The organism is Pseudomonas serbiensis, assembly GCF_030580745.1.
GTDB classification, from domain to species: Bacteria; Pseudomonadota; Gammaproteobacteria; order Pseudomonadales; family Pseudomonadaceae; genus Aquipseudomonas; species Aquipseudomonas serbiensis.
The window spans coordinates 15,969-28,830 of the sequence record NZ_JAUQOO010000016.1; the positions used below are offsets into that span (position 1 = coordinate 15,969).

The 12,862-nt window shown below is 59.5% G+C and carries 14 protein-coding genes and 1 pseudogene; 10 read left to right on the forward strand and 5 right to left on the reverse strand.

The window, feature by feature from the left end:
• The first annotated feature begins 59 nt into the window (after positions 1–59).
• Positions 60–1,100, forward strand: a complete 1,041-nt coding sequence (locus tag Q6A51_RS19240; RefSeq protein WP_304575496.1) for a zinc-dependent alcohol dehydrogenase family protein — start codon at positions 60–62, stop codon at positions 1,098–1,100.
• A gap of 114 nt (positions 1,101–1,214) precedes the next feature.
• Here Q6A51_RS19240 and Q6A51_RS19245 read toward each other — a convergent pair.
• Positions 1,215–2,291, reverse strand: a pseudogene (locus Q6A51_RS19245) (endonuclease/exonuclease/phosphatase family protein); the annotation flags it as partial.
• A gap of 87 nt (positions 2,292–2,378) precedes the next feature.
• A complete protein-coding gene (locus Q6A51_RS19250) occupies positions 2,379–3,041 on the reverse strand; it encodes a hypothetical protein (RefSeq protein ID WP_201018695.1) in 663 nt (220 codons plus the stop codon).
• Positions 3,042–3,240: 199 nt separating this feature from the next.
• Between Q6A51_RS19250 and Q6A51_RS19255 the strand changes: the two genes are divergently transcribed.
• The 4 genes from Q6A51_RS19255 to Q6A51_RS19270 all read left to right on the forward strand — a co-directional run bounded on the left by Q6A51_RS19255 (position 3,241) and on the right by Q6A51_RS19270 (position 6,598).
• The gene (locus Q6A51_RS19255; RefSeq protein WP_304575497.1) at positions 3,241–3,924 is read left to right on the forward strand and encodes a DUF2076 domain-containing protein; all 684 of its coding nucleotides are present in this window, start codon (positions 3,241–3,243) and stop codon (positions 3,922–3,924) included.
• Between the two features lie 114 nt (positions 3,925–4,038).
• Positions 4,039–4,515 carry an NYN domain-containing protein gene (locus Q6A51_RS19260; protein WP_201006415.1) on the forward strand — a complete coding sequence of 159 codons (477 nt, stop codon included), beginning with the start codon at positions 4,039–4,041 and terminating at the stop codon, positions 4,513–4,515.
• A gap of 29 nt (positions 4,516–4,544) precedes the next feature.
• Positions 4,545–5,156: a 3'-5' exonuclease gene (locus tag Q6A51_RS19265; protein ID WP_201006452.1), complete on the forward strand. Its 612-nt coding sequence runs from the start codon at positions 4,545–4,547 to the stop codon at positions 5,154–5,156.
• A gap of 113 nt (positions 5,157–5,269) precedes the next feature.
• The gene (locus Q6A51_RS19270; protein ID WP_304575498.1) at positions 5,270–6,598 is read left to right on the forward strand and encodes a DEAD/DEAH box helicase; all 1,329 of its coding nucleotides are present in this window, start codon (positions 5,270–5,272) and stop codon (positions 6,596–6,598) included.
• A gap of 139 nt (positions 6,599–6,737) precedes the next feature.
• Here Q6A51_RS19270 and Q6A51_RS19275 read toward each other — a convergent pair whose 3' ends face one another.
• The gene (locus Q6A51_RS19275; RefSeq protein ID WP_304575499.1) at positions 6,738–8,006 is read right to left on the reverse strand and encodes a TIGR03862 family flavoprotein; all 1,269 of its coding nucleotides are present in this window, start codon (positions 8,004–8,006) and stop codon (positions 6,738–6,740) included.
• Between the two features lie 141 nt (positions 8,007–8,147).
• On the opposite strand from Q6A51_RS19275, the gene Q6A51_RS19280 reads away from it, so the two are divergent.
• A complete protein-coding gene (locus Q6A51_RS19280) occupies positions 8,148–8,387 on the forward strand; it encodes a CopG family ribbon-helix-helix protein (protein ID WP_304575500.1) in 240 nt (79 codons plus the stop codon).
• A complete protein-coding gene (locus Q6A51_RS19285; RefSeq protein WP_201018700.1) occupies positions 8,377–8,661 on the forward strand; it encodes a type II toxin-antitoxin system RelE/ParE family toxin in 285 nt (94 codons plus the stop codon). The genes Q6A51_RS19280 and Q6A51_RS19285 overlap by 11 nt, the downstream gene beginning before the upstream one ends.
• A gap of 3 nt (positions 8,662–8,664) precedes the next feature.
• Here Q6A51_RS19285 and Q6A51_RS19290 read toward each other — a convergent pair whose 3' ends face one another.
• Complete coding sequence (locus tag Q6A51_RS19290) at positions 8,665–9,585, reverse strand: histone deacetylase family protein (protein WP_304575501.1); 921 nt, start codon at positions 9,583–9,585, stop codon at positions 8,665–8,667.
• A gap of 120 nt (positions 9,586–9,705) precedes the next feature.
• Here Q6A51_RS19290 and Q6A51_RS19295 point away from each other — a divergent pair, with 120 nt between their 5' ends.
• The 3 genes from Q6A51_RS19295 (at position 9,706) to Q6A51_RS19305 (ending at position 11,823) form a co-directional block, all read left to right on the forward strand.
• The gene (locus Q6A51_RS19295) at positions 9,706–10,275 is read left to right on the forward strand and encodes a GNAT family N-acetyltransferase (protein WP_201006407.1); all 570 of its coding nucleotides are present in this window, start codon (positions 9,706–9,708) and stop codon (positions 10,273–10,275) included.
• Positions 10,276–10,363: 88 nt separating this feature from the next.
• On the forward strand, positions 10,364–11,233 hold the full coding sequence (gene tesB / locus Q6A51_RS19300) for an acyl-CoA thioesterase II (RefSeq protein ID WP_201006405.1): 870 nt from the start codon (positions 10,364–10,366) through the stop codon (positions 11,231–11,233).
• Positions 11,230–11,823 carry an HAD family hydrolase gene (locus tag Q6A51_RS19305; protein ID WP_201018702.1) on the forward strand — a complete coding sequence of 198 codons (594 nt, stop codon included), beginning with the start codon at positions 11,230–11,232 and terminating at the stop codon, positions 11,821–11,823. The genes tesB and Q6A51_RS19305 overlap by 4 nt, the downstream gene beginning before the upstream one ends.
• 46 nt (positions 11,824–11,869) lie before the next feature.
• Here the strand turns inward: Q6A51_RS19305 and Q6A51_RS19310 are convergent, their stop codons facing one another.
• Entirely contained in the window at positions 11,870–12,859 is a 990-nt protein-coding gene (locus Q6A51_RS19310; protein ID WP_304575502.1) for an alpha/beta hydrolase, read from the reverse strand.
• Positions 12,860–12,862: the final 3 nt, after the last annotated feature.

Consider the following 12,862-nt stretch of genomic DNA (forward strand, 5'->3'; position numbering starts at 1 on the left):
AGGCGCTATTCAGTCGGTGTTTTTTCGTTGTCGTGCCTGTCCCAGCAGAGGTGTTTTTCATGAAAGCTGTAGTCTACGAAGCCTTTTCCCTGCCGCCGCGTCTCATGACCGTCGAAGACCCGACTCCAGAGCGTCATGGCGTTGTCATTCAGGTACTGGGGACTGGCGTCTGCCGCAGCGATTGGCACGGCTGGAAGGGGCATGATCCGGACATTCAACTGCCGCATGTTCCGGGGCATGAACTGGCCGGGGTCGTGGCGGAGGTGGGCAAGGACGTCACTAAATGGAAGGTCGGTGATCGTGTGACCGTGCCGTTCGTGGGCGGTTGTGGTGCCTGCCCGGAGTGCAACAGCGGTAACCAGCAAGTCTGTCACACCCAGTTTCAGCCAGGTTTCACTCACTGGGGTTCCTTTGCTGAATACGTCGGCATCCACAAGGCGGACCTGAATCTGGTCGCACTGCCTGAAAGCATGGACTTCGCGACTGCCGCCAGCCTGGGCTGCCGTTTTGTCACCTCGTTCCGTGCGGTCGTTGATCAGGGCAAGGTCGCGGCGGGGCATTGGGTTGCGGTACACGGCTGTGGGGGTGTTGGCCTGTCAGCCGTCATGATTGCTCAAGCCATCGGGGCCAACGTTATCGCCATCGATATCTCGGACGACAAACTTGAACTGGCCCGCTCGCTCGGTGCTGTTGCGACAGTGAATGCCAACCGCGTTGCGGATGTCAGCGAAGCGGTTCTGGAAATCACCAAGGGCGGCGCCCATGTTTCGCTGGATGCATTGGGCCATCCGACCACCTGTTTCAACTCCATCAATAACCTGCGCCGTCGGGGCAGGCACGTCCAGGTTGGCCTGATGCTCGCTGACCATGCGAAGCCGGCGATTCCGATGAGCAAGGTCATCGCGTATGAACTGGAAATCTACGGCAGCCACGGAATGCAGGCACACCGTTATGACGCCATGATCGAAATGATCTCCTCTGGCAAATTGGCACCTGAGAAGCTCGTCGGCAAAACCATCAGCCTGGAACAGTCCATCGACGCACTTGTGAACATGGATCGGTTCGAGACGACAGGTGTAACTGTCATAACCGAGTTTTAATCCATGGAGCGCTGACAACGGAGCCGCTTGCGTTTGTTACCGGTCGCCTTGCTCTACATCTCGCTCAACCTGGCGCTCGGGCACAATCTCGAAAGCCGTAGGCTTCTCCTCCTGAACCGGCAACAGAAAGCGCCCGATGAGCGGCAAGTGGTTTGAAATGAGCAGCGTGTCATCCCGGCGAACCCGGGCATCGATGCGCTTCAGGCTCGGGCTGTAGAACAGGTAATCAAGGGTTCTGTCCGGCCCGCTCACCCGTGTGTCGTTGGGGAAGTGGGTCAGCCACTTACTGCGCTCAATACCGCTGGCTTCAGTATTGGCGGGAATCATCGGGTACTTTTCCCAAAGCTCATGCAGTTCGCTGTCTGCGTTATAGCTGGCTTGCTGTTCTGCTGGCAGGCGTTGGTACTGGCCCAGCGGCAACAGGTTGAAGTCGCCGCCGATCAGCCAGGGCGTGCCGCTGCTCTCAAGGGAGTCCAATAGCTTGCCGGTGACCTGCACCTGGCGTTGTAGTGTCCCGTCGCCTCTGTTCGGCGCACTCAAGTGGGTGTTGATGACCGCGAGCTGTCCGCCATCGCGCAAGTGCAGGTAGCTCACCAGCAAGGCGGGGCGCGGCTTGAACTGACGGCTGATGATATTGGCTTCAGGCACCGGCAATTGCAGCCGCTCGGCGTGATCGATGCGATAGCGGCTCAGGGTCGCCAGTTTCATGCCGACACTGCCCCGGATGTGCAGGTCCGGCACGAAGTCTGCCTTCCAGTAGAACGCCTCTGTGCTGCATGGGTACAGATCGGTCACCCGCTCCTGAAGCAGGGCCAGCTGGTTCTGGTAGTCGGCATTCTTGGCGCCGTCGCTGACTTCCTGCAGCAGGACGATATCCGGTTGTTCGTCACGGATGACCCGCGCCACTTCATCGAGGTTGTAGGCGATATCTTCGTGGGTCGGGCGTTCGTCTTCGCCGCTTCCATCTGCCATGTCATACCAGAACACATAGCGTTTTCCCGCCAGGTACTGAATGTTCCAGGTCATGACTTTCAGCGCTTGCCCCGGCACCAGCGGTGGTGCCTGGGAGGTACAGATGGCCGTGACGGGTTCCCGGTCTTCCGGGCGCCAGGTCAGGCTATGGATCATTGCCAGCACAAGGCCGGTCAGGGCCAGGGCAATGAGTGTCAGACGCAAGAGGAAACGGGGCATCGGCTCGACTTGGAGCGCATGGCGCTCAGTGACGGGTTAGCGAACGAGCATAGCCGAGCCGCCAGTCCTTGGCAGCCGTTTCGTGGCTCAGGCCTTGTCCGCAGGCTCGCTGACCAGCATGAACAGACGAAACATCACGATGGTGGTGAACAGTTGCAGGAAGCTGCCAAGGCTGTCGAGCACCAGTGACACCGCAGGGCTCTGGGGTTCCGGGAACAGGTAAAGCCCCAGGCCTTCCAGCAGCGACAGGGGGATATAGACACACAACACACAGAGCAGGATGCGCATGAAGTGGCCGGTGGTCATCAGCATGCTTTCGCGCATGGCCATGAATGGCGTCAGTTTGCGTAACACCAGCAGGTATTCGCAGAACGCCAGTTTGACCATCACCCAGATGCCGGGGATTGCGAACAGCGACAGCCCGAACAGAATCAGCAGGGTGCTGAGTGCCGACAGCACCGCGAAGGTCGGCCACAGGCGCAGGGCCATGGCCAGCAGGTCACGTACCAGAGGCGTCTCGCCCCGTGTGCGGGCATCGAGAAACAGGATCAGCGCGCCAGTGTAGAGCGGATAGAACAGCAGGCCGATCAGCAGTTCATAGGCGAAAGTGGTGTTGGCGCCCAGTGCGTTGCCCAGTGCTTGTTTGGCAAGCGCTTCAAGTACCACCAGTGGCAGGCACAGCATCAGGATGCTTCCCAGGTTTCGCCTGAAAAAGTAGAGCGAGTCCTGGATAACGTTCAGCGGGTTCATGTGGGTAGGTCACAGGCAAAAAGCAGGTCGACACTTTAGCCCATGCCTTTTGTCGAACCAAGGGCGGCAATGACCGGGGCAGGGCTTTCTTAACTTTTTGTTCATCCGGTTGAACAGCGCTTGCCCAGCCCCATTACTTGAGTGAAGTCCATTCATTCGGCTGGACGAAGATTTTTAACGGCAATCCAGCGAGGTCGCCATGAACACCCAAGAGCAAACCCTGATCGACGAACTTTTCTCTAAGCTGAAAAGTGCTGAAACAGTCTCGGTAGCCCGGGACGCGGGGGCTGAAGCGCGGATCAAGGAGCATCTCACCCGCCAGCCTGCCGCTGCGTATTACATGGCGCAGGCGATTCTGGTTCAGGAAGCAGCCGTCAACCAGTTGAATCTTCAGCTCAAGCAGCGTGACGAGCAGATCCAGCAGCTTCAGGCCGAACTCCAGCAGGCCAGGGGCCAGGCAGCATCAGCGCCGGCCAGTGGCGGTTTTCTGTCGAGTATCTTTGGTGGTAGCGCATCGCGTGCTCCACAGCCCCAGCCTGCACAGGCTTCTGGCGGTGGTTGGCGTGATGGCGCGGGTTTCAATCCGCCACCTGCGCAGCCCGGCAACTATGCTGCACCACCTGCTGCGCCCAAAGGCAGCGGCTTTCTGGGTGGCGCTCTGCAAACCGCAGCCGGTGTGGCGGGCGGTGTGATGCTGGCGCAAGGCATCAGCAGCCTGTTCGGCCACCACAACCAGCCTGAAGAAATTGTCGAGGTCATCCACGACCAGCCCGTGCAAAGCAATGACTCGGACAATTGGGGTCAGCAGGACTCGCAATATATGGCTGATGACAGCTACGGGGATGGTGGCGATATGTTTTCGGACGATGATTCGTTCGTCTGAGCCGGATAGAGCGGATTCATTCGCTCCTGCGCGGCAGGAGCGAATCCCGCAGGCTCTCTCATGGCATACTGCTGCACCGGCTGACGAATCTTGTCTGCGTCATGAGGAATTGCGGTGAAGAAGATCGCGGTGTTCGCTGATGTACAGAACCTCTATTACACCGTGCGTCAGGCGCATGGTTGTCATTTCAATTACGCCGCGTTGTGGGCGGATATCAGCAAGCGTGGGCAAATAGTCCAGGCGTTTGCGTACGCCATCGATCGTGGTGACAGCAAGCAGCAGCAATTCCAGCAGATCCTTCGCAACCTGGGGTTCACCGTCAAACTCAAACCGTACATCCAGCGCAGCGATGGCTCGGCCAAGGGCGACTGGGACGTTGGGATCACCATCGATATCATGGACGTCGCGCCGCAGGTGGATGAAGTGGTGCTGGCGTCAGGTGACGGAGATTTCGATCTGTTGCTTGAACGCATCATCGACAAGCATGGCGTCGAAGCCGTGGCTTACGGGGTTCCGGGGTTGACGGCCAATTCGCTGATTCGTGCTGCCAGTCGCTACGTGCCGATCGAAGGCGCGTTGCTGCTCAAGTGATGATTATTTTTTAAGGATTGCACCCCGTGTTGGAACGTATCGCTGTCATTGACTTTGAAACCACCGGTATTTCTCCTGGCCATAGCTGTCGGGCCACCGAGATTGCCGTGGTCATCATGGAGCAGGGGCGTATCGTCGATCGCTATCAGAGCCTGATGAACGCCGGGGTGCGTATTCCAGCCTTTATCGAAGGCCTGACCGGTATCAGCAACAGCATGATCCGCACGGCACCCTCGGCCGAGCGGGTGATGAACGATGTCTGTGATTTTGTCGGTGCAACACCTCTGGTGGCGCACAACGCTTCGTTCGACCAGAAGTTCTGGGATTACGAACTGTCACGTATCCAGCGTACCCGCGAGCAAAGCTTTGCCTGTTCGATGTTGCTGGCGCGCCGCCTGATGCCGGGAGCTCCGAATCACAAGCTCGGCACTCTCACGAGCTATGCCCGCCTGCCCAACACCGGCAAGGCTCACAGGGCCATGGCCGATGCCGAGATGGCCGCCAACCTGACGGCCTATCTGACCAACGAACTGCGTCAGACCCACGGTATCGCCGGGGTTTCCCACCAGTTGCTGTGCTCGCTGCAAAAAGTCCCAGCCGCAAAAATCAGTGAAGCGCTCAAGCGTCAGCGTGGGTTTTAGATTTCCGTTGCTGCTTCTTGTCTGTCGATCGTTATCGGTACGCGCAAGCTAACCTGAGAGGGCCGGACAGGGTAAACTGCGCGCCTTGCAGTGAATTCCCCAACGGTACCCCCATGACATTCGCCTCTCTCGGCCTGATCGAACCCTTGCTGCGTGCCCTCGATGCACTCGGCTACCAGACCCCGACGCCTGTTCAGGCACAGGCGATTCCTCCGGTGCTGGCCGGTCGTGACCTGATGGCCGCCGCCCAGACCGGCACCGGCAAGACCGCCGGCTTTGCCTTGCCGCTGTTGCAGCGCCTGACCATGGAAGGCCCGAAAGTCGCCCCCAATTCGGTGCGCGCTCTGGTATTGGCCCCGACCCGTGAGCTGGCCGAGCAGGTGCATGAAAGCATCCGCCAATACGCGGAACACCTGCCGTTGAGCACCTATGCCGTGTATGGCGGCGTGAGCATCAACCCGCAAATGATGAAGCTGCGCAAGGGCGTGGATGTACTGGTCGCCACGCCAGGCCGTCTGCTGGACCTGCATCGCCAGAACGCGGTCAAGTTCTCGCAACTGCAAACCCTGATTCTCGATGAAGCCGATCGCATGCTGGATCTGGGCTTTGCCGAAGAACTGCGCGGGATTTATGCAGCGCTGCCCAAACGCCGCCAGACCCTGCTGTTCTCCGCCACCTTCTCCGACGAGATCCGCCTGCTGGCCTCGCAGATGCTCAACGATCCTCTGAGCATTGAAGTCAGCCCGCGCAATGTGGCGGCGTCTTCGGTCAAGCAGTGGGTTGTGCCGGTCGACAAGAAGCGCAAGACCGAGCTGTTCATCCACCTGCTGAAAAAGCAGCGCTGGAGCCAGGTGTTGGTGTTCGCCAAGACCCGTGTCGGCGTCGATCAACTGGTCGAGCGTCTGCAAGGGCTGGGTATCAATGCCGACGGTATTCATGGCGACAAGCCCCAGGCGACCCGCCAGCGTGCTCTGGACCGTTTCAAGGCCAGTGAAGTACAGATTCTGGTGGCTACCGATGTCGCGGCCCGTGGTCTGGATATCGATGACCTGCCGACCGTGGTCAATCTGGACTTGCCTATCGTGGCCGAGGATTACGTCCACCGCATCGGGCGTACCGGGCGTGCGGGTCTTACCGGGGAAGCGATCTCGCTGGTCTGTGCCGATGAAGTCGAGTTGCTGTCGGCGATTGAAGTGCTGACCCGTCAGACACTGGTGCGCAAGGAAGAGCAGGATTTCGAGCCAGAGCATCGCGTACCGACCACCGACGCCAGCGGGCAGATCCTCAAGAAACCCAAGAAGCCGAAAAAGCCCAAGGTCTCAGGCGGCAAGCGTAATTTGGGCAAGTGGGTCGACAGCGGTGATACCGAGCCTGCGCCAGTGGTCAAAGCGGTGCGCAAGGTGCCTGTGTTCAACACCGGGCCGCGCAAGAAAAAGCCCTGATCTTTCAACCCATTGTGGGAGCGACCTTGGGCGCGAAGGCGGCATTGAAGGCAAAGCATCTCTTCAGCTTTCACTGGCCCTGTCGCGAGCAAGCTCCTTCCCACGAAGGTTGTGAACATCCAAAGAAAATCTATCGCCTTCAATGACGTCTCGCGAAGGAATTCTCTCCTGCCTGTTGGCTGCACCAGTCAATGATTCCGAGCCCGGCAGCCCGGCCGCTTGCGAAGCAGGCGGTCAGCAGGTAACCGCCGGTCGGCGCTTCCCAGTCCAGCATCTCACCGGCGCAGAACACGCCCGGCAGTTGCTTGAGCATCAAACCCTCGTCCAGCCCCTCGAACGTCACGCCGCCTGCGGTGCTGATCGCTTCATCGAGCGGGCGGGGTTTGATCAGGTTCAGAGGCAGTGCCTTGATGGCCTGGCTCAGCAAGGCGGGATCGGCAAAGGCTTCCTTTGTCGCCAGTTCACGCAGGAGCGCGGCCTTGACGCCGTCCAGCCCCAACTGGCTTTGCAGGTGCTTGGACATCGAGCGCGAGCCGCGAGGTTTGCTCAGGGCTTTTTGCACATCATTGAGCGTCTTGCCGGGTAACAGGTCGATCTGCACCGTCGCTGAGCCTGAACGATTGATCTGCTCACGAATTCTGGCCGAGAGTGCATAAATCAGGCTGCCTTCCACACCGGTTTCTGTCAGCACGCACTCGCCAAGGCGAGGCGTGTCGTCTGGCAGGCCGATGGCGATATTCTTCAGGGGCGAGCCCGCGAACTTGCCACGCAGTAGCTCGCTCCAGGCCGAAACCTCAAAGCCACAGTTGGCGGCCTGGAGAGGCGCAGTCTCAACACCGCGCGCTTGCAACCAAGGCAGCCAGGCACCGTCGGAGCCCAGGCGAGCCCAACTGGCACCGCCCAGTGCCAGCAATGTTGCATCGGGCTTGAGGGCCAGTTCACCCTCCACCGAGGCAATGCGCAGGCTGCCATCGGTATTCCAGCCCAACCAGCGATGGCGGTTATGAATCACCACGCCCGCTTCGCGCAAGCGCTTGAGCCAGGCCCGCAGCAGCGGGGCGGCTTTCATGTCGGTCGGGAACACACGGCCCGAACTGCCCACGAACGTTTGAATACCCAACTCATGAATCCACTTGCACAGCGCATCGGCATCAAAGCTGCGCAGCAAGGGCGCGATCATCGGCGCACGCTCGGCATAGCGCGACAGAAACGCCGGGTACGGCTCCGAATGAGTGATATTCATCCCGCCCACACCCGCCAGCAGAAACTTGCGCCCCACCGACGGCATGGCGTCATACAGATCGACCTTGATCCCGGCCTGACTCAACACCTCAGCCGCCATCAACCCCGCGGGGCCGCCTCCAATGATGGCGACGGATGAAGGCGTTGGGGATTTTGAGTCGGTCATGGTGGGCGGGGTGTCAGTGATGAGTGGCTGGGCATTCTACCCGAGATTCAAATATTGGCCTGATTTCGCGTCGGTGTATGGGTGTAGTACGGTGTATGACAATGTATGGTTATGTACTGAGTGTTCTTTCTGGAGGTCATCATGTCCACTATGTCTATACGTTTACCTGATGAAATGGCGGCCACCCTTGCCAGCCTTGCAAAAGCCACCGGGCGTACCAAGTCGTTCCTGGCTATCGATGCCTTGCGCGAGTATCTCGATCGTGAAGCCTGGCAGATTGCCGAGATCCAGCGTTCCATTCAGGAGGCTGATGCAGGAGACTTTGCCAGCGATGAAGATGTCAGCGCCATGATGGACAAGTGGACCGGCAATGCGCGTTGAGTGGCTAAGAACAGCGCTGAAGAATCTCGATGACGAAGCCGCTTACATTGCAGTGGATAGTCCGCAAGCTGCTGCCGATTTCGTCCGGGCGATAAAGGCTGGCGTCGAGCAGTTGGCTCTTTTTCCGGCGATGGGGCGTGAAGGGCGACTCAGTGGCACTCGGGAATGGGTATTGCCTGACCGTCCATACATCATTCCCTACCGTGTGCGCGGTGGGTGCTTGCAGATATTGCGCATTTTTCACACCCGTCGTTTACCACCAACCAACTGGTAAACCCTAACCCAACCCCATCTCCACCCATACCCGCTGCGCGCTGTGATGCAATATGCCGTGCCGCCGCGCCAGGGCTTTGCGGTCTTTGCTGTAGCCGCCGCCAATAACACCCATCACGGGAATATCACGGCCCAGGCAATGACGCATGACGGTTTCGTCCCGTGCGGCCAGGCCTTCATCGGTCAGTCGCAGGTAGCCGAGGGCGTCGTCCTTGTGAACATCCACTCCCGCGTCATAGAGCACCAGGTCCGGCTGGTAGATGGGTAGCAGGTAGTTGAGCAGGTCGTCGACGACTTTCAGGTAGTCCGCATCGCCCATGCCCATGGGCAGCGGGATGTCCCAGTCGCTCTGTGCCTTGCGGGCCGGGAAGTTCTTTTCGCAGTGCAGCGACACGGTAATGGCGTCGTCGGTGTCGGCGAGGATACGTGCCGTGCCGTCGCCCTGATGCACATCGCAGTCGAAGATCAGTACTTTACCCACGCGGCCGCTGGCCAGCAGGTAATGGCTGATGACGGCCAGATCGTTGAAGATGCAGAACCCGGCCGGGTAGTCGTAGTGCGCATGATGGGTGCCGCCTGCAAGATGGCAGGCCAGGCCATGCTTCAGTGCCTGTTCGGCTGTCAGCAGAGAACCGCCCACTGCACGAATGGTACGTCGGGCCAGATCTTCGCTCCATGGCAGGCCCAGCCGGCGTTGGTCCTCGCGTGACAGCTCTCCACTCATGTAGCGCTGAATATAAGAAGGGTCATGAGCCAGTGCCAGAATGTCGGCCGGGCACAGTTCCGGGCGCAGAAGCCGGGCGTCCGTGATCAGGCCGCTGTCGACCAGGTGATCGCGCAGCAGGCGGAACTTGTCCATGGGGAAGCGATGGTCAGCCGGGAAGTGCGGGCTGTAGTCATCATGATAGATAAGCGGCAGGGACATTTTACGTCCGGTCTGGGGTCGAAGCCGGATAGTGCCAGTAATGCAGGCCGTCGCACAGCAACCTTGAGCGTCGACAGGCTACACTGGCGCAATCATTTGCGTGGTTACAGGGAGGAATCGATGGAGCCGATACTCAAACTCGATAGCGCACGGCTGCTGATGCGGCAATGGCGTGATGATGACCTGCCCACATTCGCCGCCATGTGCGCGGACCCGCAGGTCATGCGCTACTTTCCCGAGCCCATGAGCCGCCTTGAAAGTGCTGCCATGATCGGGCGCGTGCGCGGTCATTTCGCTGAACTGGGCTTTGGTCTCTGGGCTCTTGAGCGCAAGGACAACGGGGCTTTTATCGGTTTTACCGGGCTTGGAGTGGTGGGCTTCGATGCGCATTTCACGCCTGCGGTGGAAATCGGCTGGCGTCTGGCGCGTGAGCATTGGGGGCTGGGCTTTGCCAGCGAGGCGGCATGGACCGTTCTGGGCTGTGGTTTCGAGCGCCTGGGGCTGGAGGAAATCGTGTCGTTCACGGCGGTGAGCAATGAACCCTCGCAGAAAGTGATGCAAGCCATCGGCATGCAGAACAATCCGCCCGATAACTTCGAGCATCCCGGTTTACCTGACGGGCACCCGCTCAAACCTCATGTGCTGTATCGAATAAACCGTGAACAGTGGCTCAACACGCTCAAACCTTGATTCAGCCAGTCGCGTTAAATTCTGTATCATTTCAACCCTGCCGCGCAGGCCTTGCGTGCGCGGGTATGTTTTGTGCGAGGAGTCGTGAATGAGCCAAGTGTTGGATGATCTGGTCGAGCTGCTGACGCTGGAACCTATCGAGGAGAACCTTTTTCGCGGTCGCAGCCAGGACCTCGGCTTTCGCCAACTGTTCGGTGGGCAGGTGCTGGGCCAGTCGCTGTCGGCCGCCAGCCAGACGGTGGAAGAAGACCGCCATGTTCATTCCCTCCACGGCTACTTCCTGCGTCCTGGCGATGCCGCCTTGCCTGTGGTCTATCAGGTTGACCGTGTCCGTGACGGCGGCAGCTTCAGCACCCGCCGCGTGACGGCGATCCAGAAGGGCAAGCCGATCTTCACGTGCAGCGCCTCGTTCCAGTATGACGAAGAGGGATTCGAGCATCAGACCACGATGCCGCAGATCGCCGGTCCGGAAAACCTGCCATCGGAGCTGGAGCTGCTGACTCAGCGTGCGCACCTTATCCCCGAGGCGATGCGCGACAAGTTTCTGTGCCCCAAGCCTATTCAGTTTCGCCCGGTAACCGCCGAAGACCCTTACAATCCCAAGCCCGGCGAACCGGTCAAATACGTCTGGTTCCGTGCCGATGGCACCTTGAAGGATGTGCCGGCGCTGCATAAATACATGCTGGCCTATGCCTCGGACTTCAACTTGCTGACCACTTCCTTGCTGCCTCATGGCAAGACGGTCTGGCAGCGTGACATGCAGGTCGCCAGCCTGGATCACTCGCTGTGGTTCCATAGCGATCTGCGCGCCGATGAATGGTTGCTGTATGCAATGGACAGCCCATGGGCAGGCAACTCCCGAGGTTTCTCTCGCGGCAGTATCTTCAACCGCGCCGGGCAACTGGTCGCGTCGGTCAGCCAGGAAGGGCTGATTCGCCATCGCAAGGACTGGTCATGAGCCTCAAGCATATTCAGAACTGGGTGTTCGACATGGACGGCACCCTGACGATTTCCGTACATGACTTCCCGGCCATCAGGCGAGCACTGGAGATCCCGCTGGAAGACGACATTCTCGGACATCTGGCGGCATTGCCTGCCGATGTCTGCGCGGCCAAACATGCATGGCTGTTGGAGCATGAGCGCGAGCTGGCGCTGGCCTCACGGCCGGCGACAGGGGCTGTCGAGCTGGTACGGGAGCTGGCCGGGCGCGGCTATCGTCTTGGCATTCTGACCCGCAACGCCCGTGAACTGGCCTACATCACGCTGGAAGCCATCGGGCTGGCGGACTGCTTTGCGCAAGAGGATGTACTGGGGCGAGACGAAGCGACGCCAAAACCGAACCCCGCCGGTCTGCTCAAGCTGGCTGGTGCATGGGACGTTGACCCTGCGCAGATGGTCATGATCGGCGATTACCGTCATGACCTGGACTGTGGCCGGGCGGCAGGCGCAAAGACGGTGCTGGTCAACCTGCCTGAAAATCCGTGGCCGGAGCTGGCTGACTGGCATGTCGCCGATTGTGTGGCATTGCGGGGGATGCTGGATCAGTGATCTTCGCGGATGAGCGGCGCACCGCTCATCCGCGAACGCTGCGCAATCAGAACGGTTTGAACAAAACCGCCTGTCCTTCAGGCGAAGTAAAGATCCCGTCACCGCTGTGTCCGACTTTCGGCACGATGACCAGATGCTGGTTCAGCCCTTCCGGGTGACGTTTTTGCAGGTACTTGAAGTAGTTCTGCCCGCGAGTCAGCCTGTTCGGGCCCTGTGCCTCGGCGGCGCAGGTCTTGTCCAGCGCCGGGTGATTGAGGTCAGTGTCCAGTTCGCCCAGCAGATAGGTGATATCGCGTTTCACATAGGCCTTTTCGATGTCCACAGGCTTTTCCTTGCCTGAATAGAACGGCATTTTCTTCAGCCCGTACTTCCAGTCGTCAAAGTTGGGGCAGCTTTGCGCCGAAACCGTTTCAGGACGCTCGGCATCGAAATAGGCATAGGAAGAAGGGTTGGCGATCACGTAGCGCAGTTTCACGCCTTCACGGTTGAGCAACGCATCTTCCTTGCCGCCAATCATCGCGTAACGCTGCACCACCTGGGCACCCCCGGAATGCCCGGCGATGACGATTTCCTTGAGGTTGGGGAACAGCTTGCTGTCGCTCAGGCGCTTGAGGATATGGTCAATGACGATAAACGAACTGATCGGTTTGGGATCGACGGCGGTGGCACCTTCCATCCAGCTGTTCTGGCGCCAGCGCAGGATCGAGTCGGACAGGTGGTGAGCAACGATATCCTTCTCGTCCAGAAACTGCGGGGCGATCAGCAGGGTCTTGCTGCGCTCCTTGGACTGGTTGGCTGCCCGCTCGATGCTGCGCAGGTAGGTCTGCGCATTGCGCAGGCGACCATGCAGCACGATCACGACGCGCTCGATCCGGGGTTTGGGATGAACCCATTCCTGACTCAGGCCCAGTGTGGCCTGGCTGCCATTGATGGTCAGGCGATCCGGGCTGATCGATTTTACCGCTTGATCCTCGGCATGAGCGCCGAAGCTCGCAAAGGCAGTGCTTAACAACAGGACCAGAAGCGGTTTAATCATGTG